Consider the following 23,478-nt stretch of genomic DNA (forward strand, 5'->3'; position numbering starts at 1 on the left):
GGCTGGCGCCAGGATTCGAGGGACGGGGAACCGAAGTGAACGAGCGGGACGCCGCGCCCAGAGCACCCGAGGGCGTCGACACCGAGAAGCCGTCCGCGGCCCGGATCTACGACTGGTACCTCGGCGGTACCCAGAACTGGGCCGTGGACCGCGAGTTCGGGCGGCGGATGGAACAGCAGTGGCCGCTCGTGCGCCCCGGTTCCAAGCAGAACCGCGAGTTCATGAACCGCGCCGTGCGCGCGGCCCTCAAGGCGGGCATCCGGCAGTTCATCGACCTCGGCTCCGGCGTCCCGACGGCCGGCAACGTCCACGAGGTCGTCGAGGCCGAGCTGCCCGACGAGCACGACGCGACGGTCGTCTACGTCGACTACGAGCCGGTCGCCGTCGCCCACGCGACGCTCATCCTCGAAGAGGAGGCGGCGACCGACTGGGCCGGCATCGTCCAGGCCGACATGCGCGACGCCAAGGCCGTGCTGCGCGCGGAAGAGACGAAACGGCTCATCGACTTCTCGAAGCCGGTCTGCGTGATGATGATGGCGGTGCTGCACTTCGTCGGCCCGGACGACGACCCGCACGGCCTGCTCAAGGCCTACCGCGACGCGCTCGCGCCGGGCAGCTGGCTGGCGATCTCGCAGATGAGCGAGGGTGACGGCGAGGGCGAGTCGCTGGCCGGGCTGCGCTGGTTCGTCGAGCAATACCGCAAGACGAGCAATCCGGTGTGGCTGCGCACCCGCGAGGAGATCGTGCCGCTGTTCGGCGACTGGCCCCTCCTCGAGCCGGGCATCGTGCACCTGCCGGACTGGCGGCCCGACCGGAAGCTGAACGCCCTGGAAGCCGAAGCCCGCCCGTACGCGTGGTGCGGCATCGGTGAGAAGCCCCTCGCATGAGTCCGGAGGACACCACCTCCGCTGAGGGTGGTGGCGGGGGCACGGGAGGAGCGCCGATCGCCCCGGCCGGAGTGGACACGGAGAAGCCGTCCGCGGCGCGCGTCTACGACTGGTACCTCGGCGGCGACCACCACTGGGCGGTCGACCGCGAGTTCGGCCGTCGCATGGAGAAGGTGTGGCCACTGATCCGGCCGATCTCGCGGCAGAACCGGGCGTTCATGAACCGCGTCGTCTCGGCGGCGATGGACGCCGGTGTCCGCCAGTTCGTCGACCTCGGTTCCGGCGTGCCGACGGCGGGCAACGTGCACGAGATCGTCCGGGAGCTGCTGCCCGACGGTGAACGGGCGTCGGTGGTGTACGTCGACTACGAGCCGGTGGCCGCCGCGCATTCCCGGCTGATCCTGGAAAAGGAAGACGCGACGGGCTGGGCCGGCCTGGTCGAGCGGGACATCCGGCGGCCGGCCGCGATCTTCGCGGACGACGTGACCCAGGACCTGATCGACTGGTCGCGGCCGGTGTGCCTGCTGATGATCACGGTGATGCACTTCGTCGGCCCGTCCGACGATCCCGATGGCCTGATGGCGACGTACCGGGCGAAGCTGGCGCCGGGCAGCTGGCTGGCTCTGACGCACGGCACCTGCCGCGACGACGCCCCGCCGGCTCGCGCGGCCGAGGTGAAACGATTCATCGACGCCTACCGCGACACGACGAACCCCGCGTGGCTGCGCACGGCCGAAGAACTGCTCCCCTGGTTCGGCGGCTGGCCGCTGCTCCCGCCGGGGATGACATCGTTGCCGGACTGGCGCCCCGACGAGCGTCCGACGGTGCTGGATCTCGAGACCCGGCCGTTCGCCTGGTGCGCGGTGGCGCGCCGCCCAAGCCTCTGACCTGCACTTTTGCTGATCGCTGTGGGCGAACGCACCATCGGAAACAAACACACCCATCGGAGAGTTGAGCTAGGCAGACTCAACTACCCGAGGAGTGCACATGTCCGACACCCGCCTCCTGCCCGTGCTCCCGCTCGATGACGACGTCGTGCTGCCGGGCATGGTCGTCCCGCTCGACCTCACCGACACCGAGACACGGGCCGCGGTGGAGTCCGCCCAGGCCGGCACCCCGAGCCAGGCAAGCTTCCCCGGCATCCGGTCGACCGGCGGCAGCAAGGCCGAAGTCCTGATCGTGCCGCGCGTCCACGGTGAGTACGCCGAGTACGGCACCGTCGCCACGGTCGAGCGCATCGGGCGCGTGCCCGGCGGCAAGGCCGCCGTGCTGCTGCGTGGCACCACCCGCGCGCTCGTCGGCCGGATGGCCGACGGTCCCGGCGCCGCCCGCTGGGTGCACGCCGAGGACGCCCCCGAAACCACCGACGACCAGACCGCGAAGCTCGCGGCCGAGTACAAGGCCGTCGTCATCTCGATCCTCCAGCAGCGCGGCGGCTGGCAGCTGATCGACGCCGTCCAGCAGGTCGAAGACCCGTCCGCGGTCGCCGACCTGTCCGGCAACGCGCCGTACCTCGACACCGACCAGAAGGTCGAGCTGCTCACCACGCTCGACGTCACCGCGCGACTGGAGAAGTCGCTCGAGTGGAGCAAGGAGCACCTGGCCGAGCTCGAGGTGACCGACACGATCCGCAAGGACGTCTCCGAAGGCATGGAGAAGCAGCAGAAGGAGTTCCTACTGCGCCGCCAGCTCGAAGCGATCCGGAAGGAGCTGGGTGAGCTCGACGGCTCCACCGACGACACGGACTACCGCGCCCGCGTCGAAGGCGCCGAGCTGCCCGACGCCGTGAAGAAGGCCGCGCTGGCCGAGGTGGACAAGCTGGACCGGACGTCCGAGCAGTCCCCCGAGGGCGGCTGGATCCGGACCTGGCTGGACACCGTCCTGGAGCTGCCCTGGAACGAGCGCACCGAGGACAGCTACGACATCGCCGCCGCGCGCGCCGTGCTCGACGCGGACCACGCGGGCCTCGACGACGTCAAGGAACGCATCATCGAGTACTTGGCCGTGCGCAAGCGTCGCGCGGAATCGGGTCTCGGCGCAGTCGGCGGACGCCGGTCCGGCGCGGTGCTCGCCCTCGCGGGCCCTCCCGGGGTCGGCAAGACGTCGCTGGGCGAGTCCGTCGCGAAGGCCATGGGCCGCAAGTTCGTCCGGGTCGCTCTCGGCGGCATCCGCGACGAGGCGGAGATCCGCGGCCACCGCCGCACCTACGTCGGCGCGCTGCCCGGCCGGATCGTCCGCGCCATCAAGGAAGCCGGCTCGATGAACCCGGTCGTGCTGCTCGACGAGATCGACAAGGTGGGCGCCGACTACCGCGGCGACCCGACGGCGGCGCTGCTCGAAGTGCTGGACCCGGAACAGAACCACACGTTCCGCGACCACTACCTCGAGGTCGAGCTGGACCTGTCCGACGTCGTGTTCCTGGCGACGGCCAACGCGCTCGAGACCATCCCCGGCCCGCTGCTGGACCGGATGGAGCTCGTCACGCTGGACGGCTACACCGAGCACGAGAAGGTCACCATCGCCCGCGACCACCTGCTCCCCCGCGAGCTGGAGCGCGCCGGCCTGAGCACGGACGACGTCGCGCTGACCGACGCCGCGTTCAGCCGGATCGCCGCCGAGTACACCCGCGAGGCGGGCGTGCGCGACGCGAACCGCACGATCGCGAAGGTGCTGCGCAAGATCGCCACGAAGGTGGCGCTCGACCAGGCCACCCTGCCGCTCACGATCGACGATTCCGACCTTCCGGACTACCTCGGCCGGCCGCGTCACCTGCCGGAGTCGTCGCTGCCCGCGTCGACCCAGCGGACCGCGACCCCGGGTGTGGCCACCGGTCTGGCGGTCACCGGCGCCGGCGGTGACGTCCTCTACATCGAGGCGTCGCTGGCGGACCAGGAGTCCGGCGCGTCCGGGCTGCAGCTGACCGGCCAGCTCGGCGACGTGATGAAGGAGTCCGTCCAGATCGCGCTGTCCTACCTGCGCTCACACGGCGCGGAGCTGGAACTTCCGGTCGGTGACCTGAAGAACCGCGGCATCCACGTCCACGTCCCCGCGGGCGCGGTGCCCAAGGACGGCCCGTCGGCCGGCGTCACGATGACGACGGCGCTGGCGTCGCTGCTCTCGGGCCGCGTCGTCAAGGCGGACGTCGCGATGACCGGCGAGGTGTCCTTGACCGGACGCGTCCTGCCGATCGGCGGCGTCAAGCAGAAGCTGCTGGCGGCCCACCGGGCCGGGATGAAGACGGTGATCATCCCGCAGCGCAACGAGCCGGACCTCGACGACGTCCCGGCCGAAGTGCTGTCCCAGCTGGACGTCCACGCGGTGGCGAACGTGCGCGAGGTCCTGGACCTCGCCCTGACCCCGGCTTCGACGCCGGTTGCCCAGGCGGCGTAACCCCGAACGCCGCCACCTGAACGGCCGGTTTCCCTCTCCCCCAGGGAAACCGGCCGTTTCCTATGCCCGGACCGGAGCGGTCGACTCGCGTTCGACCAGTGAGACGTCGATCGTCACCGGATGCTTCGGGCGTTCGCTCTTCTCGATCGAGTCCATCAGGATGGACACCGCCGTGGACGCCTTGCGCGCGATGTCCTGCGACACCGTCGTCAGCTTGGGCGTCACGTAGTTGCACAGGTCGAGGTCGTCGAAGCCGACCACCGAGACGTCCTCCGGGACCCGGACGCCCGCCTCGGTCAGGCCGTGGACGATGCCGACCGCGAGGATGTCGGCCGTCGCGAACAGGGCCGTCATGCCGGGGTGCCGGTCCTTGAGCACGAGCCCGAGTTCGCGGCCTTCCGCGTACGTCGTGTTGACGGTCTCCACCAGGTCTGGGCGCTCGACGCCGACGTCCGCGAACGCCTGGCTGAAGCCCTCGAAGCGTTCGTGGACCACGCCGACGCCGCTGAACGCCGGGCCGGCGAACAGGATCCGGCGGTGGCCCAAGTCAAGCAGGTGCCGGGCCGCGAGCCGGGCACCCGCGAAGTCGTCGGAACGCGTTCCCGTCGTGAGGCGGTTCGCCGAGTAGCTGTCGATCGCGACGACGTGGACCGCGCCGATCGTCTTCTTGGTCAGGTTGCCGACCTCCTCGTCGAGGAAGCCCAGCAGGATCGCGCCGTCGAGGCTCCACGACCGCAGCGCCTCGGCGACCTCGTCCGGGTGGGCGACGCCGCGCAGCAGCAGGTGGTAGCCGTACTTGCGCAGCTCGCGCTCGATCAGGCCGACGATCGCCATGGTGTGCGGGCTGATCATCAGGCTGTCCTCGTCGGCGGCCGGCACCAGCAGGCCGACCAGCCGGGACGCCTTCGTCGCGAGGCTGCGGGCCGACGCGCTCGGGACGTAGCCGAGCTCGGCCGCGATGCGCTGGACCTTCTCGATGGTCCCGGGTGAGACGCGCGCGCGGTTGCCGTTCATCACGTTCGACACGGTCATCATGCTCACGCCCGCCTGCTCGGCGACCTCCCGCAGCGTGACGCGCACCCTCGGACTCCTCTCGCTCACCCCGGGCCCCAAGGTTACGGGACCGGCCGTTGACAACCGGCCGGGGACGACATTACCGTCTATCGAGGTATAGCGCTAAACCTAATCGCCGCGGACCTGGGTCCGCACCCTTCGCCGCGCTCCGGAAACCGTTGAGCCAGAACGGGAGTCCCGTGACCACCGACCTCTCGACCAGCCCGCTGACCACACCCGCCGAGCAGGCGGCGCCGTGGTGGCGCGGTGCGGTCATCTACCAGATCTACCCGCGCAGTTTCGCCGACGGCAACGGCGACGGCACCGGCGATCTCGCCGGCGTCCGCACCCGGCTGCCCCACCTCAAACGCCTCGGCGTGGACGCCATCTGGTTCACGCCCTGGTACTCCTCGCCGCTGGCCGACGGCGGGTACGACGTCGCCGACTACCGCGTCATCGACCCGGCGTTCGGCACCCTCGACGAGGCCGAACAGCTGATCGCCGAAGCCGCCGGGCTGGGCATCAAGACCATTGTGGACATCGTCCCCAACCACGTCTCGGACCAGCACGAGTGGTTCAAGGCCGCACTCGCCGCCGGACCGGGATCGCCGGAGCGCCAACGGTTCTGGTTCCGCCCGGGCCGCGGCGAACACGGCGAGCTGCCGCCGACGGACTGGGAGTCCAGCTTCTCCGGCGGCACCTGGACGCGCACCACGAACCCGGACGGCACGCCCGGCGACTGGTACCTGCACCTGTTCGCGCCCGAGCAGCCGGACCTCAACTGGAACCACCCGGACGTCCGCGCCGAGCACGAGCGCGTGCTGCGCTTCTGGTTCGACCGGGGTGTCGCGGGCATCCGCATCGACTCCGCGACCATGCCGGTCAAGGACCCCGCGCTGCCCAACGAGGTGACGCCGGACGCGCACCCGTTCGTCGACCGCGACGAGATCCACGACATCTACCGCAGCTGGCGGGCCGTCGCCGACTCCTACGCCGAGCCGCGCGTCCTGGTCGGCGAGGTCTGGCTGGCCGACCCGCACCGCTTCGCCCGCTACCTGCGGCCGGACGAGATGCACACGGCGTTCAACTTCGACTTCATGATGCGCCCGTGGGACGCCGGCGAGCTCCGCACCGCCATCGTGTCCACTTTGGACGCCCACGGCCCGGTCGGCGCGCCCCCGACGTGGGTGCTGTCGAACCACGACGTCACCCGCGCGGCCACCCGCTACGGCCGGGAGGACAGCTCGTTCGGGTTCGTCGCCCGGGCCTTCGGCATCCCCACCGACCTGGCGAAGGCGCAGCGCCGGGCCCGTGCGGCCGCGCTGCTGTCGGCGGCGTTGCCCGGCTCGCTGTACGTCTACCAGGGTGACGAGCTGGGCCTGCCCGAGGTCGAGGACCTGCCGCTGGACGTCCTGCAGGACCCGATGCACTTCCGCTCCGGCGGCACCGACCCCGGCCGTGACGGCTGCCGCGTCCCGCTGCCCTGGACGTCCGACGCGGACAGCGCGTTCGGCTTCGGCGGAACCCCCTGGCTGCCCCAGCCCGCGAACTGGGGTGACTACTCGGTCGAGCGGCAGGACGGCGATCCGCGGTCGATGCTGACGCTCTACCGCACCATGATCGCGCTGCGCCGGTCCGAGCCCGCGCTGCGTGGCGAGGAGTTCGCCTGGGCGGCCGAAGACGGCGACGACGTCCTCGCCTTCCGCCGTGGCAAAGACCTGCTTTGCCTGGTCAACTTCGGCGAAACCGCGATCGACCTGCCCTCCCACCTCGAAATCCTGCTCGCCAGCGGCGAGCTGGCCGACTCCCAGTTGCCCACCGACACAGCCGTCTGGCTGCGAGTCCAGTAACCCGCGTCGAAACCGCTAGGAGTGACGATGAAGTCCTCGAAGATCACCGCGGTGTGCCTGTGCGCCGCCGTCGTGCTGACCGCCTGTTCCGGCACCGACGAAACCACGACCGCCGACGGCAAGACCGTCGTCAAGGTGTCCATCGAACCGGGCCTCGACCAGGGCGCGGTCGCCGCGTTCACCACCCGCGTGACCCAGTTCGAAACCGCGAACCCGAAGATCGACCTGGTCCCGCAGGAGTTCAAGTGGGACGCGACGACGTTCACCGCGCAGCTGGCCGGCGGCACCCTCCCCGACGTCCTGACCATGCCGTTCACCGACGGCCGCGGCCTGATCGAACGCCGTCAGCTCGCCGACATCAGCGGCCTGGTCGACCAGCTGCCGTACGCGAAGAAGTTCAACCCTGAGGTCGCGAAGGCGGGTTCGGCCGACGACGGCAAGATGTGGGCCGTCCCGATCGCCGCGCACGGCCAGGCGCTGCACTACAACCGGACGCTGTTCAAGCAGGCCGGCCTCGACCCGGACAAGCCACCGTCCACTTGGGACGAGATCCGCACGGACGCGAAGCAGATCGCCGAGAAGACCGGCCAGGCCGGGTACGCCCAGCTGACCACCGACAACACCGGCGGCTGGATCCTCGCGACGCTCGACTACGCCTTCGGCGGCCGCACCGAGCAGCTGAGCGGGGACAAGGCGACGGCGACGCTGAACACGCCGCAGATGGCCCGCGCGCTGCAGACCATCCACACCATGCGCTGGGACGACAACAGCATGGGCGCCAACTTCCTCTACGACTGGAACGGCATCAACCAGGACTTCGCCGCGGGCCGCATCGGGATGTACGTCTCCGGCGGCGGCAACTACGGCTCGCTGAAGGCGCAGAACGCGATCAAGGCGGACGACTACGGCGTCACGGCCCTGCCGCTGGACGGCCCGAACGCCGGTGTCCTCGGCGGCGGCACGCTCGCGGGTGTCAACGCCAAGGCGAACGACGCCGTCAAGGCCGCGGCCGTGAAGTGGATCGACTTCTACTACCTGAGCAAGCAGGCCGACCAGGCCGCGGCCGTCGCCGACGCGAAAGCGACCGCGGACTCCGGTGAAGCCGTCGGCTCGCCCGAGCTGCCGGTGTTCGACAAAGCGACCTTCGACCAGCGGATGGGCTGGATCGCGCAGTACGTCAACGTGCCGGTGAAGCAGCTGACGCCGTACACGGACAAGATGTTCGGCCAGCCGCTGATCCCGGAGCCGACGCGGTCCACCCAGCAGGTCTACGGCCTGCTCGACCCGGTGGCGCAGAAGGTCCTGACCGACCGCGGCGCGGACATCCCCGCCCTGCTGGCCGACGCGCAGACGCAGGCCCAGGCGTTGCTGGACAAGCCGTGACGCTCACGGCGGCCCGGCCGGCGACGGCGACCTCGCGCTCGCCGGCCCGGGCCCGCCGCCGGCGCACGCCGCTGACGTGGGTGCGCGGCGGCGGCCTCGGCACCGTGCTGTTCCTGCTGCCGATGCTGGCGGTGTTCGGGCTGTTCTCGTGGCGGCCGATCGGCCAGGCCGTCGTGATGAGCTTCCAGCAGACGAACCTCGTCTCCGACCCGGTGTTCGTCGGGCTGGACAACTATCGCGCGGTGCTCAGTGATCCGCAGCTGTGGAACGCCGTCGGCAACACGCTGTGGTTCGCGGTGCTCGCGCTGCTGCTCGGCTACCCGATCCCGCTCGTCGCCGCGGTGCTGATGAGCGAGGTCCGCCGGGCGAAAGGCCTCTACAGCGCGCTGGCCTACCTGCCGGTGGTGATCCCGCCGGTCGTGGCCGTGCTGCTGTGGAAGTTCTTCTACGACGCAAGCCCGAACGGCGTGTTCAACACCGTGCTGGGCGCCGTCGGGATCAGCCCGGCGCCGTGGCTGCAGTCGGCGTCGACGGCGATGTTCTCGCTGGTCGCGGAGGCGACGTGGGCCGCGGTCGGCGCCACGATCATCATCTACCTCGCCGCACTGACCAGCGTCCCGCCCGAGCAGTACGAGGCGGCCGAGATCGACGGCGCGTCGGTCTGGGGCAAGGTCTGGCACGTCACGCTGCCGCACCTGCGCGGGGTCCTGCTGATCACGTTCATCCTGCAGATCGTCGGGACGGCCCAGGTGTTCCTCGAGCCGTTCCTGTTCACCGGCGGCGGCCCGGCGCGCTCGACGACCACGATCCTGCTGCTCGTCTACGACTACGCCTTCGCCGACAGCCTCGGCGGCGACTACGGCGCCGCGACCGCGTTGAGCGTCCTGCTCGCCCTGGTCCTGGGCCTGTTCTCCGCCGGGTACTTCCGCCTCACCCGCTCCTGGAGCAAGTCATGACGCGCGCCCTGCTCTCGCCGTCGGACTGGCGGCGGCCCGCCGTCCGCCGCACCACCCGCACCCTGCACGCACTCCTGCTGGCGGCGTTGTTCCTGGCCGGGCTGGGGCCGATGCTGTGGCTGGCGAAGGCGGCCGTCACGCCGACGCAAGACACGCTGCGCGACCCGCTGGCCCTGTGGCCGCACGGGATCGACCTCGCCAACCTCTCGACGGCGTGGACGCGCGTGCAGATCGACAAGTACTTCCTCAACACCGTGTGGGTCGCCGCCGGGTCGTGGCTGGTGCAGCTGATCGTCGCGACGACGGCCGGGTTCGCTCTGTCGGTGCTGCGGCCGCGCTACCGGCGGGTGCTCACCGGGGTCGTCCTGACGACGTTGTTCGTGCCGGCGATCGTCCTGCTGGTGCCGCTCTACCTGTCGATGGTCGACTTCTCGCTGATCAACTCGTTCTGGGCGGTCTGGCTGCCTTCGGGCGCCAGCGCGTTCAACATCCTTCTGGTGCAACGGTTCTTCGACAACCTCCCGCGTGAGGTTTTCGAAGCCGCGCGCGTTGACGGCGCGGGCCCGCTGAGGTTGTTCTGGTCGGTCGTGCTGCCGATGTCGCGACCGATCCTCGGCGTCGTCTCGGTGTTCGCGATCGTGGCGGCCTGGAAGGACTTCCTGTGGCCGATGCTGGTTCTGCCCGATCCGGCAGTCCAGCCGCTCTCGGTCCGGCTCCCGGCGTTGCAGAAGTTCGTCGAGCTCGACGTCTTCCTCGCCGCGCTCGCTATTTCGACGGTGATTCCCGTCGTGTTGTTCCTCGTGTTCCAGCGGATGTTCCTGCGCGGCAACGCGCTGGGCGGAGCCGTCAAGGGCTGACTCTCTGGTTGGGAGAAAACAGATGCGCAGATCCCCTGTTCTGGCCGTCGCGGTACTCACTTTCACTGCGGTGGTGTCCACGGTCCCGGCGCACGCCGCGACCACCCGTCTCGAAGCCGAATCCGCCTCGCTCTCCGGCGGTACGGTCGTCGAAACCGATCACACCGGTTACAGCGGCAGCGGGTTCGTCGGCGGCTTCACCGACGGCCACCGCGGCACCGCGCGGACGACCTTCGCCGTCTCCGCCGCTTCGGCGGGTTCGTACACCCTGGCGCTCGGCTACGCGAACGGCACCGGCTCTTCTCGAACCCTCACCCTGACCGTGGATTCCACGGCACAGCAGATTTCCCTGCCCGCAACAGCTTCCTGGGACAGCTGGGGCTCGGCGAGCGTGGCCGTCCCGCTCGGCGCGGGCGCGCACAGCGTGTCCTACACCTTCGGCTCGGGTGACAGCGGGAACGTCAACCTGGACCGCCTCGACGTGACGCCGTCCGCGACCGGGCAGGCAGGGCCGCTGTTCGAAGCGGAGAACGCGACGCTGTCCGGCGGCGCGGTCGTCGCGACCGACCACCCCGGCTACAGCGGGACCGGATTCGTCGGCGGGTACACCGACGGGAACAAGGGAGCCGCGCGGACGTCGTTCGCGGTCAAGGTGACGACCGCCGGGCCGCAGTCGCTCGCGCTCCGGTACGCGAACGGCACCGGTGCCGCCATGACGCTTTCGCTCTATGTCGACAGTGTCCGGCAGCGGCAGGTGTCGCTGCCCGCGTCGGCGAACTGGGACACCTGGACGTCGGCGACCGAGTCCGTGACGCTGACCGCGGGTGACCACACGGTGGCGTACGCCTTCGACAGCACCGATTCCGGCAACGTGAACCTGGACAGCCTGACCGTGACCGCTTCGGTGCCCGCCGGACCGGGCGAGGCGGAAGCGGCGTTCCTCTCCGGTGGCGCGACCGTCGGCGCGACGACCGCCGGCTACACCGGTCCGGGCTATGTGACGGGCTTCGCGACGACAGGCGCGCGTCTGGTGCGCACCTTCGCGATGGCGTCGGCGGGAACGGCGACCGCGACGATCCGGTTCAGTGGTGCAGGCACCCTCGCGGTGTCGGCGAACGGCCGCGACGCCGGGACCGCGTCCCTGCCCGCCGGCACCGGCTGGCGGACGGCGACGGTCTCGGTGCCGGTCCGCGCCGGCGTCAACACGCTGCAACTGGCCGGGACCGGCAGCGACGTCCTGGTCGACAGCGTCGTCGTCGCGAACGAGACGGCACTGGCCGCGCGTGGCGCGACGACGCCGTACACCGAGTACGAGGCCGAAGCCGGGTCGACGACCGGGACCGTGCTCGCCGCGGACCGGACGTTCCACACGGTCCAGGCCGAGTCGAGCGGCCGCCGCGCCGTGCGGCTGGGCGCGACCGGACAGTCCGTGAGCTTCTCGCTGACCAAGCCCGCGAACGCCGTCACGCTGCGGTTCTCGATCCCGGACACCGCGGACGGCGCCGGGCAGACGGCGCCGCTGGCGCTCTACGCGAACGGAACGAAGATCCGCGACCTGTCCCTGACGTCGAACTACAGCTGGGTCTACGGCGCGTACCCGTACACGAACGCGCCGTCGCAGGGCAGCCCGCACCGGTTCTACGACGAGACGCGCGCGCAGATCGGCGACTGGCCAGCGGGCACGGTCCTGAAGCTGCAGAAGGACGCGTCCAGCACGGCCGCGTACTACGACGTCGACCTGCTGGACGCCGAGCAAGCGCCAGCCGCGGCGACCGCCCCCGCGGGTGCGTTGTCGATCACGTCGTACGGCGCGGTGCCGGACAACGGCTCGGACGCGACCGGGGCGATCAACGCCGCGATCGCGGCGGGCGCGGCCCAGAACAAGCCCGTCTGGATCCCGGCCGGGACGTTCCGGATCACGTCGAAGATCAACGTGGCGAACGTTCGCGTTTACGGAGCGGGGCCGTGGTATTCGGTGATCCAGGGCACCGGTCCGCGCGGTGGCTTCTTCGGCACGGGCAGCAACGTCACGCTGGCGGACTTCGCGATCTTCGGTGACGTCCGGATCCGCGACGACAACGGCTCGGACGCGGCACTCGACGGCAACTTCGGCGCCGGGTCGTTCGTCCAGAACCTGTGGATCGAGCACACCAAGGTCGGGCTGTGGACCGATTCGGGCACGAACGGCCTGTACGTGGTCGGCACGCGGATCCGCGACACGTTCGCGGACGGCGTCAACATCCACGCCAACGTGGCCAATGTGCGGGTCGACCAGTCCATGGTCCGCAACACCGGCGATGACGGGCTGGCGATGTTCTCCGAAGGCAGCGCCGTGACCGGGAGCGCGTACACGTTCAACACGGTCCAGTCGCCGGCGCTGGCGAACGGCATCGGCATCTTCGGCGGCAGCGGCAACCGCGTAGAGGACAACGTCGTCTCGGACAACGTCGAGGCGGGCTCGGGCATCACGGTCGGCACCCGCTTCAACCCGGTCCCGCTGTCCGGCACGACGTCGATCCGGCGCAACACACTCCTGCGCACGGGCAGCTTCGAGCACAACTGGAACTCGGCGATCGGCGGCCTCTGGATCTACGCGGATTCGGCACCCATCGCGGCCCCGATCGTCGTCGAGGACCTGACGCTGACCGACAGCAGTTACCAGGGTGTGCTGCTGAGCTTCCAGAAGTCGATCACGCAGCTGAGCTTCGACCGCGTGACGATCACCGGAGCGGGCACGTACGGCCTCGAAACGAACGCGACGGGCAGCGCATCGATCGCGCACACAACGGTGACGGGCGCCACGTCCGGCGGCCTGCTCAACGACGGCGGCTACACGCTGGTGCGGGGCGCCGGGAACTCGGGCTTCTGACGGCCGGGCTTCCAACGCAAACGGCCCCGGTGACCTGCTAGGTCACCGGGGCCGTTGGGCGTGGCGGGTGAGGGATTCGAACCCCCGTAGGCGTAAGCCAACTGGTTTACAGCCAGTCCCCTTTGGCCACTCGGGTAACCCGCCCAAGCCGGTTGTACCGGCCGGGGAGAAGCTTACCCAAGCACTCCCGGCGGGGGTCAACCGGGATACCCCGGACTAGGCTGGGTGCCCCTGACTAGCGAGTACGAGGTGTGAGGACACGTGGCGGATCCCTCTTTCGACGTCGTGAGCAAGGTCGACCGCCAGGAGGTGGACAACGCGCTGAACCAGGCGAGCAAGGAGCTGGGCACGCGCTTCGACTTCCGCGGCACCGGCACGACGATCAACTGGTCCGGCGAGGAGGCGATCGCGATCGAGTCCGAGACGGAGGAGCGCGCGCTGGCCGCGGTCGAGGTCTTCAAGGAGAAGCTGATCAAGCGCAGCATCTCGTTGAAGGCGTTCGAAGCGGACGAGCCGGCCCTCTCGGGCAAGATCTACAAGCTCAGCGGCAAGATCATCCAGGGCATCGCGTCGGACAAGGCGAAGCAGATCGCCAAGTTCATCCGGGACGAGGGCCCGAAGGGTGTCCAGGCTCAGATCCAGGGTGACCAGCTGCGGGTTTCGGGCAAGAAGAAGGACCAGCTGCAGGACGTGATCGCCTTGCTCAAGGGCAAGGACTTCGAGATCGCGCTGCAGTTCACGAACTACCGCTGACGCACCCCCGTTGACCTGCGGGTATCCGGTTTCAGGTGCCCGTGGGTACAGCGTCGGTACAACCGAGCGCGGAGTCGACGAGCGTCCGCGTCTGATCCACCGCGTCCGGCCAGTAGCCGACGTAGGTGTTGAGCGTCACCGTGGGCGTGGTGTGCCCCATGGCGAGCTGGACCGTCTTGACGTTCGCTCCGCCGAAGATCAGCACCGTGGCGAAGTAGTGCCGGAGGTCCCGCAGGCCGAAGCCCTCCGGCAGGCCAGCGGCCTTCACAGCCGGACGCCAGATGTACGACCAGTCGGCCCGGTGGATCGGCCGGCCGTCGCCCCGGGTGAACACGAGGTTGGCGGGCCGCCGGATCGGCCGGCGGGGGTCGGTCTCGTCGTCGATCTCCTCCGGCAGCGTCCGGAAGGTCTCCAGGTGGCCGCGCAGCGAGTTCGCGACCAGCGTCGGCAGCTCGTTCGCCCGGCGGCTGGTCTTCGTCTTCGGCGGGGCGAGGTACGGCGTGCGGCCGGACACCACCGTGAGCTGGTGCCGAACCTCGACCTCCATCGTGGCGAAGTCGATCGCGTCGCGCTCCAGGCCAAAGATCTCGCCGCCTCGCCAGCCACAGCCAGCCGCCAGGTAGACGATCGGCCGGTACCGCTCCGGAAGCGCGTCGTGCAGCGCGTGGACCTCTTCCGGCCGCGCGATGTAGTACTGGGCGTCGTCGATCTCCGGTAGGCGGATGCCGACGCACGGAGATGTCCCAATGCGCTTGTCCGCCACGGCCGCGTTGAACAGGGGAACGAGCGTTCCGAAGTAGACGACCGCGAGTGTGCTCGGGGCGAGCTTGACCGCTCGATCCTTTACCCAGCCCCGAATATGCGAGCTGCGAATCTGAGCGATGGGCAGCTCACCGAGCGCGGGCACCAGGTGCCGCCGGATGACGCGCTCGGTGCGTTCGGCCGTGCTCGGGCGGTGCAGCAGCGTCTGCCGCCACTGGTCCGCGTAGTTCTTGAACGTCAGCCGTCCGGCGCGCGGGTCGACGTACTGGCCGCGCGAGATGTCGGCGTGCACGTTCGCGTCGTGCCGGTCGGCGTCGACGCGGCGCTCGAATGACTCGGTACGGTCCTGGCCGGTGTCCGGGTCGACCCAGCGCACGCGCCAGCGCTTACCGCGTCCGTGGCGCTTAGAGCGCAGCCGCTCGCCGGTGACGGAGTCGCGTTTCCGCAGGTACCAAAGGTCGTCAACGGCCATGTGGTCCCTCGCCGTCGTCGTCCTGGCCGTCGAGCTTGCGCCGGGCGAGGTGCAGTTCGGCGAACACGGCGGCGAGCCGTCGTTCGGCGTCGTTGTGGTAGCCGATGCCGGTCATGGACCAGTCGTTGACGACGGTCAGGACCTCGGTATCCGAGATCCCCAGGGCCTCGCGCTGTTCGTCCAGGCAGTACTCCGCCCGGGTGCGGCGGATCTGCCCGAACGTCGTCGAGTAGCGGCGGGACTTGGTCAGGAAGTGGCCCCGGAACCCGAGCATGTGCGCCCACTTCCGGAGGTTGAGGTCTACGAACTCCTCGAGCCCACCCAGCCGCCAGGCCGTACGCATGAGCTGCTTGTGGTGCTCGGTGATCGGAAGCTGTTCGATGTGCTCGGCCGAGCGGATGCGGTAGTCGCTGCCCTCGGTCAGACGGGTGCCCTTGGTGGCGTACTTCGCGACATAGCCAGCGACGCGCCGGTCGTGCCAGCCGCCGTCGGACTCCTCCGAGGTGCCTTCCGAGGCCGCGATGGGCTCCACGTCGACCTGATCACCCCAGGCCAGGTCAAGCACACCCACGGCCGGGGAGTCCGGGGTCCGGACGACGACGGACGCGGCGGCCGCCTGGATGACGGCGGTCAGGACGTCGTCGGTCACTTCGGCCGGCGGGGGCGGGCCGTCCGGTCCCTCGGGGCCGTCGATGCGGACGACGGCGTGGAAGTGGATGAGGCCGCGCCGCTGGTACTCCGCAACCTTGGCGTAGGACAGGCGCATGACCTCCCGCAGCTCCGCCGGGCGCAGCCCCAGGGCGCGGGCCAGCTTGCGGCCCACAGCGATGGTGAAGCGGCGCCACAGCTCTCCGGCGTGGGCCTGCCACAGCACCGACCCGACGTAGTCGTAGGTCTCCGGGTCCAGGGGCGTGCCGAGGACGTCGTCGTACTGGGAGTGCAGCTCACCGCAGGAGCAGCGGCGCACGTGTCCATTGCGGAAAGGTCGCGAGTGGACTTTCCCGAACGACGGTGCGGTCAGGGTCGCCAGCACCCGCAGGTGGCCGGTGACGGTCTCGGGGACGCCCTTGCCTCCGGCCATGCCCGCGCGGATGAGGTGGAACGTGTCGTGCGCGTAGTGGGCAGAGCAGGACTCGCACACCGACGCGCGCCGGTTCTTGCAGGGGACGAACACCGAGCCGGACAGCTCGGCAACGACCTTGCCGGAGGAGTCGACCACAGTGGAGCCCCCGGCCATCCGAACCGGCTTCGCGCAGCCCCGAGCGGCCTTGACCTTCCCGGCCCAGGTGTCGAAGTTCGCGCGGGCGAGGACGTGCGCGAGGGCCGGGTCGAGCGTGCCGGACTCCGAGAACGCAGCCACCATCTCGCCGAAGCCAGCCTGAGCAGCCACCATCAGGCAGCCACCCCCACCCGAGCGGCACCCGGCCAGCCAACGCGTGACGTACGAAGGTCACCCCACACCGCCGGGCGCGAGACGGTGTGCAGGCCATCCAGGTAGGGCACTTCGAGGACTTCCCCGCGTTCAACGAGAACGTTCCAGCGCTCCGGCGACACGCCCATGCCCTGAACGAGGTCCATGACCAGCTCGGGGAGGTCGGCGAACCGCAGGTCGCAGAAACGGCGGCCGGTCTCCGAGTCCACGTCGGACAGTCGGAACCGCTCGCCGGGCAAGCGACGGACCTGGGCACAGTGGCGTTCCTGCTGGGCCACGACCATGTCCGAGTAGGAGCCGAAGCGGCCCTCGCCACGGCAGGTGCGGCAGGCGATGCCGGAACCCGGGGTGAGGGTGCCCATCCCTGAGCACGTCGAGCACGGGGTCCAGGCGATCACGGGGGCCTGGATGTGCGGCTGTCCGCACCGGGAGCAGTCGAAGGTGAGCACGTCACCGAGCTGCATGGTGGTCATGGCTCAGACCCCCGCGCAGAAGCAGACGTAGGCCGCGCCGACGGCCCCGGTCACGGAGCCGTCCCGGTCGCAGGCCGCGAGGGTGCCCCAGCAGTCCGGGCACCAGCCAGCCGGGCCAGCGCGGTGCACGCGGTCGGGAAACGTGCGGAACAGCGGGGCCAGCGAGTAGTACCGGAACGGCCCGACGACGGTGTAGGTCTCCCCCGCGTCCACGAGCGCCTCCCACCGCGCCTCGGTCAGGTCGACAACGTCGGTGATCACGTCCTCGATGTACGGCGGCAGGTCGCCGAACTTGTTGCGGCCGTAGGGCTCCAGCGTCAGCGGGTTCTCGTCGGAGAACCGGAACCGCTCCGGGATCACCGTCACGTACCGCTCGTCATCCAGCAGTGCAAGAGCGCCCATGTTCGCCTCCGTCGTCGCGCCGAACCCACCGACCTCCCTAGGGAGGTAATCTCAGATTGCACCTCCCTAGGGAGGTTGTCAAGCAAGGTGTGGAGGTCTCACTAGGGAGGCCGTACCCTGGACACTGACGCAGCGAAGGAGACCCCCGTGTCGGAACGGCTACCGCTCAGCAGACGGATCGCGGCCGACCTGCGCGCGGCGATCATGCAGGGCGAACTCGCCCCGGGTGCCGTGCTCCCGTCCGAGCGGCAGCTCATCGCCCAGTACGGCACGACGAAGGCGACCGCCGGCAAGGCGATTTCCTTCCTGGTCTCCGAGGGCCTGGTGACGACCGAGTTCGGGCGAGGCACCTTCGTTCGACGCCGTCCACCCCTCCGCCGCGTCTCGGCAGCACGACGCCACGCGGCCCACCGAGACACCGGAAAGCCCGTCTTCGACGTCGGAGCCATCGAGCAGGGCCGGGTTCCGTCGCGCCGGATCCTCTTCGTCGGGCGCGCTCCTCTGCCCGCGAACGCAGCTCATTGGCTACGCGCCTCACCCGGCGACGAGGCAGTCGTACGCCGTCGCCTGCAGTTCCTCGATGAAGAGCCGGTCGTGGTCTCCGCGAGCTACTACCCGCTGTGGCTCGCAGCGGACACCCGGCTCGAATCACCCGACGCGCTCCCGGAGGGGCCCGACGAGCTGATCGAGTCGCTCGGGCACACGTTCTTCCGAGGGGTGGAGGTGTTCAGCGCGCTCATGCCGACCCCGGAGGAGACGGAGCTGCTCAACCTCCACGCAGGGGTGCCGGTGATGCACATGTGGGACGTCGACTACGACAAGGACGGCAGGCCCCTACAGGCCGCTCACGACGTCTACGCGGGCGACAAGCACGAGTTCATCTACGAGTGGAGCGAAGGCGACATTCAGCCATGACGAGCGAGTGGCCCGGCAACTGGGCTGACCGGATCAGCGGCGAAGCCTGTGAGATGTGCCAGTCGAAACGCTTGGACGACGACACCTACGGGATTCGGATCTTCGAGACGGCCGACGTGGACGCCGTGCTCCAGCGAGCCGACATCCAGCGCGGGTACACGCTCGTCATCTGGCGCGGGCGTCACGTCGTCGAGCCGTTCGAGCTGACAGAGTCGGAGGCGCAGTCCTACTGGAAGGCGACCTTGACCGTGGCGAAGGCGCTAGCGACGTTCTACCGGCCGCTCAAGATGAACTACGAGACGCTGGGGAACACCGTCCCGCATCTCCACACGCACCTACTGCCGCGCTTCGTCGAGGACCCTGCTCCGGGGAGGCCGTTCCCGCTGCTGCCTCAGAGTGGCGACGAAGCCCAGATCGACCCTGCGCAACTCGCCAGCGACGCCACGGGGCTTCGGGCTCTCCTCGGTTGAGCCGCTGCCCGTGAGGTGGAGGCTTGGTGAGAACTTTCTCTACAGGATCAAGGCGGCCCCTCCGGGGCCGCTCGGCCCCAGCTCTTTGCCCCGGCCAAGCCCTCGCGGGGGCGTGCGGCCTGGCGGCCGGTCCCCCGCGAGTCGGCCGGGGCGAGTGGGCCGATGGGTTCGGGCAAGCCGCGGATCCGAGAAAGATGTCCTCGCCGGACGGGCAGGCTCCGGGATGACCAAGGCCGCCTGGCTGCCGGCGGGCAGAGCGGTCGCCAGGTGGTCATCCCGCCGCCCAATCCGGCAGCTATCACACCGCGATGGGGCCGCAAGCTTGACGAGGACGGCTCTGTCTTGTTCACGGTTGCGGCCCCATCGCGGTGTGATCGAGTCGCTACCAGGCGACGGGATGACCACCGACTAGCGTGAGTAACGAAGAACGCGGTCATCTTTGAAACGGAAGCTCCACTTCGCACGATCAATAAGGGACAGTGAAGGGATGATGCAGTGCATTGGTTCAAACGAGGCCGAGTGATGCCTGACGATGCACTTGACACGCCCAACCCAGATCAGGCCTGGAAGGCACTGTCCATCACCAATGAGTGGATTCGCCACGCCGACTCGAAGACCGGCGTCACGCTAGCCTTTGTCGGCGCTACGGCCACAATGCTATTCAAATTATTGGAAAATCAGAGCAAGTGGACCTTGCCTATCATCATCTCGGCGACAATAACTACAGTCGCCATGATCCTGGCAGTCCTCTTCGCAATAACGGCACTCTTCCCTCGCGTACGGAATCGCGAACAGCGAGCTAAGCACCCGGAATCCACCGCCGGCGCTGAAGAGTCGATAAATTTGCTGTTCTTCGGTGACGTGCATCGGAATTATCGCGACGACCGGCCTACATATAGAGACGTGCTCTCCTTGCTCACATCCGACGCAACGAGACTGACAGGCCAGATCGCGGATCAAATCCATGCAAACGCACACATTGCATCGGTGAAATTTCAGCACGCAAACAGGGCGATCTCCTGTGAGCTCCTAGCAATGGCAGCCATTTCGGGAGTTGCCTTCATCAAAGTGTTGGGGTGGTAATAGTGGACGGAAACCACAAGGCCTACGATTACAAGCAAAGCTCAGCACGCATTGCTGAGATTCTTGATCAACCGGCCGGACAGTTCGAAGAAGTCGAGTCACTCCCTGATCGCGATAAGTTATCGTACACCAACGGATTCTACGGATGGTGCTCGGCGATCTTTGTCGATATCCGCGATTCCTCCAAGCTTACTGCCAAGTACAAGCGTCCCCGTCTTGCAAAGTTGTACAGGTCATTCATCTCCGAGATGACAGCAGTCCTCAACAGTGATCTATTCGTCCGCGAGGTCAATATCGTCGGCGATTGCGTTTGGGCCACATACAAGACGCCGAACAAGACCGACATAGACGACGTATTCAGCGTCGCTTTTACCGCCAATACTTTGCTAGAGCTACTGAACGCGCAGCTAAAGAAAAGGGACTATGACCCTCTGAAGATAGGGATTGGCGTCGACTACGGTCGCGTCCTCATGATCAAAGCCGGATACAAAGGCAGCGGCTTGAATGATGTTGTCTATATGGGCGACGTAGTAAACAGGGCAGCACACCTCGCACACAAAGCTGGCCGGAATTGGCAACCGCCAATTTGGGTTGGCTCAACGTTCCAGCAAAATCTGAACGACCACAACCGAAGTTTGCTAACACAGCGGTACGACATGGAGGTCGGGACCGTGTTCACGGGCTACGTGATTCACACTGGAATGAACGAATGGATTAACGAGAATTTCGGCTAGGCCCGAAGGAACGGACACGAGCAGACCAGTCTGATAACGGGTACAAATCCGGTACAGACGGCACCAACCAGCGACGACCGACGACCACCACCAACGGGCACAAACCCGCAGCTCAGAGCCACACACCGGAGCATCACCCCAGGCCGGACGCAGTTCACGAACTACCGCTGACGCACCCTCGTTGACCTGCGGGTATCCCTATCGGGTGCCCGTGGGTACAACGTCGGCGAGTGCCTCAGCTCCGTTCCGCGTCGCGCCGGTAGCTGTAGTGGATGAGGCCCGCCCGGAGCATGCCCACCTTGTCGTACAACGCGCGAGCCGGGGCGTCCTCCAGCGTGTTCCAGTACAGGCCCGGGAAGCCCTGCTCCTCCGCGTCCCGCGCCACCCAGTCGATCATCGCAGTCGCGATACCCCGCCGCCGGGCTTCCGGGTCGACGTACAAGTCCGCCAGGTAGCACTTCGCGGCGTACCAGATACTCGCATGGAACAGGTAGTGCGCGGCGCCGACCACCTCGCCGTCCAGCCTGGCGATGATGCCGCGGATCCGGTCGTCGTCGAGCAGGCGTCGCCAGGTTCGTTCGTAGGCTTCGTCGACGCGTTCGACCTCGAAGTACGCATCCTTGCCGCGGGCCAGGACTTCCCAGCGGGCACGGTCGGATTCGGTCAGGAAGCTGATCTCCACCAACGAATACCTCCGCTCAGGACGGCGTGATCGTCCAGCTCGCCTCGTAGCCGTCCACCCTCAGGTACGCCGGACCTCGAACGTCCCGATCCACCTCGACGTCGCCGATCTCGTTGACCAGCAGGTCGTCCGTCTCGGCGGACTCCACCCACAGGGCGATGTTGCCGCGGGTCTTCGCCGAGAAGTGGACGCGCGTGACTCCCGCCGGGACCCGCAGGACCGCGTCGCCCTTGCCCGATGCCGGCTTGGCGAGCGGCGTTTCCGGGAGGCTCCGGTAGTCCGTGATCGTCGCCGTCCAGGTCGCGTCCGCCAGGACCGTCACCTTCCTCGTCGGGCGGTCCGGTTCCGTGTTCAGCCAGGTTGTGCCCTTGTACGCGCCGATCGCGTTGACCAGGCCGAACTCGCCGCCGTCGGTGCTGATGATCACGTTACCCGCGCACTTCGGGCAGTCGAACGTGAAGAAGCCCAGCTGGTCCGCCGGCCAGGTCACCGCGAACTGGCCTTCGCCCTTGCCCGTGTGCGTCTCCGGCGGCACGTCCCGCGGCGCGGCCGGCGCAGCCGTAGAAGGAGGCAAAGAAGCAGAAGAACCAGCCGCCACGATCACGCCGTACCCGGTACCCGACGCGCACCCCGACGCCAGCACCACGGCCGCGAGCGCGTACACCACTTTCTTCATCCGATCCCCCTCAGTGATCTTTCGGCCCTCTTTGCCCCGGCGTTACCGTCGCCTTGTGTGATCGATCACCCAATCGGGCACAGCAAACCCCTCTAACGCGCGAACGCCGCGCGACCGTCCACAGCAGACCGCCCGCAGCGTGTTGTAATCGCGCGGTCACCGCGTGGAGAGGGTCAGGATGCGCCGTTTGCTCGTCTTCGTGCTTCCGCTGGTCCTCGTCACCGCACTGCTGACCCCCGCGAGCGCCGCCGAACGCCAGCAACTCGTCCCCGGGTACGGCTCCTACGCCCGGCTCGTGCGGCTCGAACACTCCCCCTTCGGACGCGGGCGCGTCATCGCCGCGCTCACCAGTGAAGACGCCGGGGGCAAGTTCACCCCCGTCATGGAGAGCACCGACGAGGGCGCGTCCTTCCACAAGATCGCCGAGATCCACGACCCCGACGGCCGCTACGGCATGTGCTGCGGCACCCTCTACGAACTCCCGCAGCGCGTCGGCCGGCTCCGCGCGGGCACCCTCCTGTGGGCCGCGTCCTACCGGCAGGACGCCGGGGCGCAGCGCCGCGTCGGGATCAAGATCTGGGCCAGCAAGGACGGCGGCCGCTCCTGGGGGTTCCTGGCCGAAGCCGCCCGCTCGCACAACATCGACGGCATCTGGGAGCCGGAGTTCACCGTCGACGCCGGGGGCACGCTCTGGCTGCACTTCGCCGACGAGACGCAGGCGCCGAAGTACGCGCAGGTGCTCAACCGGGTCGCCTCGACCGACGGCGTGAACTGGGGCACCAAGCAGCTCACCCTGGCCATCCCGCCGGACCGCGTCCGTCCCGGCATGCCGATCATCCGGCGGCTGCCCGACGGCCGGTACTACTTCGCCTACGAGATCTGCAACTTCCGCGACCGCTACTGCGACCCGTACTTCAAGATCTCGCCCGACGGTGCCAACTGGGGCAGCCCGACCGACCCCGGCACCCGCGTCAACACCGCGAACGGCAACTACTTCCAGCACGCGCAGACGATCACGCTGTTCCCCGGCGGGCCGAACGGCGTCCGGATCGTCATGGTCGGGCAGATCTACACCGACGCCAAGGGCAAACCGCAGCCGGGCAACGGCCAGGTCCTGCTCGCGAACGACAACTTCGGCAGCGGCAACTGGTACGAGCTGCCCGCGCCGGTGCACATCACCGGCATCTACAACAACTTCTGCCCCAACTACTCCTCGACGCTGCTGCCGGTCGACGACGGCAAGAACGTCCTGGAGATCGCGACCGAGTACAACCTCGGCTGCAAGGCCTACTTCGGCAAGGGCCCGGCCTTCTAGCGCTTCCCCATCCCGGCTCCACAGCCCGCCCCGTAGGGTGGGCGGCGGCGGTGGACCGAGCAGA

Annotated in this window: 21 protein-coding genes and 1 tRNA gene; 14 read left to right on the top strand and 8 right to left on the bottom strand. The window is 68.6% G+C overall.

All coding sequences use genetic code 11. From position 1 onward, the window contains the following. Positions 1-35: 35 nt before the first annotated feature. From OG494_RS33710 to lon, 3 genes are all read left to right on the top strand, one after another. Positions 36-887 (top strand): SAM-dependent methyltransferase, encoded by an 852-nt coding sequence (locus OG494_RS33710; RefSeq protein ID WP_328445617.1) that lies wholly within the window; start codon positions 36-38, stop codon positions 885-887. Next, complete coding sequence (locus tag OG494_RS33715) at positions 884-1,774, top strand: SAM-dependent methyltransferase (protein ID WP_328445618.1); 891 nt, start codon at positions 884-886, stop codon at positions 1,772-1,774. Before OG494_RS33710 ends, OG494_RS33715 begins: the two co-directional genes overlap by 4 nt. A gap of 100 nt (positions 1,775-1,874) precedes the next feature. Beyond that, positions 1,875-4,277, top strand: a complete 2,403-nt coding sequence (gene lon, locus OG494_RS33720) for an endopeptidase La (RefSeq protein WP_328445619.1) — start codon at positions 1,875-1,877, stop codon at positions 4,275-4,277. Between the two features lie 60 nt (positions 4,278-4,337). On the opposite strand, the gene OG494_RS33725 is transcribed toward lon, so the two are convergent. After that, the gene (locus OG494_RS33725) at positions 4,338-5,357 is read right to left on the bottom strand and encodes a LacI family DNA-binding transcriptional regulator (protein ID WP_328445620.1); all 1,020 of its coding nucleotides are present in this window, start codon (positions 5,355-5,357) and stop codon (positions 4,338-4,340) included. Positions 5,358-5,530: 173 nt separating this feature from the next. Here OG494_RS33725 and OG494_RS33730 point away from each other — a divergent pair, with 173 nt between their 5' ends. The 5 genes from OG494_RS33730 (at position 5,531) to OG494_RS33750 (ending at position 13,245) form a co-directional block, all read left to right on the top strand. Then, positions 5,531-7,180, top strand: a complete 1,650-nt coding sequence (locus OG494_RS33730; protein WP_328445622.1) for a glycoside hydrolase family 13 protein — start codon at positions 5,531-5,533, stop codon at positions 7,178-7,180. Between the two features lie 27 nt (positions 7,181-7,207). Next, positions 7,208-8,563: an ABC transporter substrate-binding protein gene (locus OG494_RS33735; protein WP_328445624.1), complete on the top strand. Its 1,356-nt coding sequence runs from the start codon at positions 7,208-7,210 to the stop codon at positions 8,561-8,563. Continuing rightward, the gene (locus OG494_RS33740; RefSeq protein WP_328445626.1) at positions 8,560-9,519 is read left to right on the top strand and encodes a carbohydrate ABC transporter permease; all 960 of its coding nucleotides are present in this window, start codon (positions 8,560-8,562) and stop codon (positions 9,517-9,519) included. Before OG494_RS33735 ends, OG494_RS33740 begins: the two co-directional genes overlap by 4 nt. Next, on the top strand, positions 9,516-10,376 hold the full coding sequence (locus OG494_RS33745; RefSeq protein ID WP_328445628.1) for a carbohydrate ABC transporter permease: 861 nt from the start codon (positions 9,516-9,518) through the stop codon (positions 10,374-10,376). Before OG494_RS33740 ends, OG494_RS33745 begins: the two co-directional genes overlap by 4 nt. 73 nt (positions 10,377-10,449) lie before the next feature. Next, entirely contained in the window at positions 10,450-13,245 is a 2,796-nt protein-coding gene (locus tag OG494_RS33750; protein WP_328445630.1) for a carbohydrate-binding protein, read from the top strand. Positions 13,246-13,306: 61 nt separating this feature from the next. Here OG494_RS33750 and OG494_RS33755 read toward each other — a convergent pair. Beyond that, positions 13,307-13,389: transfer RNA gene (locus tag OG494_RS33755), tRNA-Tyr, on the bottom strand. Between the two features lie 117 nt (positions 13,390-13,506). On the opposite strand from OG494_RS33755, the gene OG494_RS33760 reads away from it, so the two are divergent. After that, positions 13,507-13,998: a YajQ family cyclic di-GMP-binding protein gene (locus tag OG494_RS33760; RefSeq protein ID WP_284747809.1), complete on the top strand. Its 492-nt coding sequence runs from the start codon at positions 13,507-13,509 to the stop codon at positions 13,996-13,998. A 31-nt stretch (positions 13,999-14,029) separates the two neighbouring features. On the opposite strand, the gene OG494_RS33765 is transcribed toward OG494_RS33760, so the two are convergent. Genes OG494_RS33765 through OG494_RS33780 form a run of 4 tightly spaced genes read right to left on the bottom strand, consistent with a single transcriptional unit; the run spans position 14,030 to position 17,539 of the window. Next, on the bottom strand, positions 14,030-15,232 hold the full coding sequence (locus OG494_RS33765; RefSeq protein ID WP_328445633.1) for a tyrosine-type recombinase/integrase: 1,203 nt from the start codon (positions 15,230-15,232) through the stop codon (positions 14,030-14,032). Continuing rightward, complete coding sequence (locus tag OG494_RS33770) at positions 15,222-16,625, bottom strand: replication initiator (RefSeq protein ID WP_328445635.1); 1,404 nt, start codon at positions 16,623-16,625, stop codon at positions 15,222-15,224. Before OG494_RS33770 ends, OG494_RS33765 begins: the two co-directional genes overlap by 11 nt. Further along, complete coding sequence (locus OG494_RS33775) at positions 16,625-17,137, bottom strand: hypothetical protein (protein WP_328445637.1); 513 nt, start codon at positions 17,135-17,137, stop codon at positions 16,625-16,627. Before OG494_RS33775 ends, OG494_RS33770 begins: the two co-directional genes overlap by 1 nt. A gap of 3 nt (positions 17,138-17,140) precedes the next feature. Beyond that, the gene (locus OG494_RS33780; protein ID WP_328445639.1) at positions 17,141-17,539 is read right to left on the bottom strand and encodes a hypothetical protein; all 399 of its coding nucleotides are present in this window, start codon (positions 17,537-17,539) and stop codon (positions 17,141-17,143) included. 147 nt (positions 17,540-17,686) lie between these two features. Between OG494_RS33780 and OG494_RS33785 the strand changes: the two genes are divergently transcribed. From OG494_RS33785 to OG494_RS33800, 4 genes are all read left to right on the top strand, one after another. Further along, entirely contained in the window at positions 17,687-18,454 is a 768-nt protein-coding gene (locus tag OG494_RS33785) for a GntR family transcriptional regulator (RefSeq protein ID WP_328445641.1), read from the top strand. Then, positions 18,451-18,924: an HIT family protein gene (locus OG494_RS33790; protein ID WP_328445643.1), complete on the top strand. Its 474-nt coding sequence runs from the start codon at positions 18,451-18,453 to the stop codon at positions 18,922-18,924. The genes OG494_RS33785 and OG494_RS33790 overlap by 4 nt, the downstream gene beginning before the upstream one ends. Before the next feature lie 522 nt (positions 18,925-19,446). Next, positions 19,447-20,007: a Pycsar system effector family protein gene (locus tag OG494_RS33795; RefSeq protein WP_328445645.1), complete on the top strand. Its 561-nt coding sequence runs from the start codon at positions 19,447-19,449 to the stop codon at positions 20,005-20,007. Further along, positions 20,001-20,741, top strand: coding sequence for an adenylate/guanylate cyclase domain-containing protein (locus OG494_RS33800; RefSeq protein WP_328445647.1), 741 nt, complete (start codon positions 20,001-20,003; stop codon positions 20,739-20,741). The genes OG494_RS33795 and OG494_RS33800 overlap by 7 nt, the downstream gene beginning before the upstream one ends. Positions 20,742-20,976: 235 nt before the next feature. On the opposite strand, the gene OG494_RS33805 is transcribed toward OG494_RS33800, so the two are convergent. Next, positions 20,977-21,423, bottom strand: a complete 447-nt coding sequence (locus tag OG494_RS33805) for a GNAT family N-acetyltransferase (protein ID WP_328445649.1) — start codon at positions 21,421-21,423, stop codon at positions 20,977-20,979. A gap of 16 nt (positions 21,424-21,439) precedes the next feature. Then, positions 21,440-22,099: a hypothetical protein gene (locus OG494_RS33810; protein WP_328445651.1), complete on the bottom strand. Its 660-nt coding sequence runs from the start codon at positions 22,097-22,099 to the stop codon at positions 21,440-21,442. A gap of 178 nt (positions 22,100-22,277) precedes the next feature. Between OG494_RS33810 and OG494_RS33815 the strand changes: the two genes are divergently transcribed. Then, positions 22,278-23,414, top strand: a complete 1,137-nt coding sequence (locus OG494_RS33815) for a sialidase family protein (RefSeq protein WP_328445653.1) — start codon at positions 22,278-22,280, stop codon at positions 23,412-23,414. The last annotated feature ends 64 nt before the right edge of the window (positions 23,415-23,478 follow it).

The organism is Amycolatopsis sp. NBC_00438, from assembly GCF_036026695.1.
Lineage (GTDB): Bacteria > Actinomycetota > Actinomycetes > Mycobacteriales > Pseudonocardiaceae > Amycolatopsis.

Coding starts and splice junctions, on each gene's coding strand:
- OG494_RS33715 (WP_328445618.1), top strand. CDS start 884: ATGAGTCCGGAGGACACCACCTCCGCTGAGGGTGGTGGCGGGGGCACG.
- lon (WP_328445619.1), top strand. CDS start 1,875: ATGTCCGACACCCGCCTCCTGCCCGTGCTCCCGCTCGATGACGACGTC.
- OG494_RS33735 (WP_328445624.1), top strand. CDS start 7,208: ATGAAGTCCTCGAAGATCACCGCGGTGTGCCTGTGCGCCGCCGTCGTG.
- OG494_RS33745 (WP_328445628.1), top strand. CDS start 9,516: ATGACGCGCGCCCTGCTCTCGCCGTCGGACTGGCGGCGGCCCGCCGTC.
- OG494_RS33765 (WP_328445633.1), bottom strand. CDS start 15,232: ATGGCCGTTGACGACCTTTGGTACCTGCGGAAACGCGACTCCGTCACC.
- OG494_RS33770 (WP_328445635.1), bottom strand. CDS start 16,625: ATGGTGGCTGCTCAGGCTGGCTTCGGCGAGATGGTGGCTGCGTTCTCG.
- OG494_RS33775 (WP_328445637.1), bottom strand. CDS start 17,137: ATGACCACCATGCAGCTCGGTGACGTGCTCACCTTCGACTGCTCCCGG.
- OG494_RS33780 (WP_328445639.1), bottom strand. CDS start 17,539: ATGGGCGCTCTTGCACTGCTGGATGACGAGCGGTACGTGACGGTGATC.
- OG494_RS33790 (WP_328445643.1), top strand. CDS start 18,451: ATGACGAGCGAGTGGCCCGGCAACTGGGCTGACCGGATCAGCGGCGAA.
- OG494_RS33795 (WP_328445645.1), top strand. CDS start 19,447: ATGCCTGACGATGCACTTGACACGCCCAACCCAGATCAGGCCTGGAAG.
- OG494_RS33810 (WP_328445651.1), bottom strand. CDS start 22,099: ATGAAGAAAGTGGTGTACGCGCTCGCGGCCGTGGTGCTGGCGTCGGGG.
- OG494_RS33815 (WP_328445653.1), top strand. CDS start 22,278: ATGCGCCGTTTGCTCGTCTTCGTGCTTCCGCTGGTCCTCGTCACCGCA.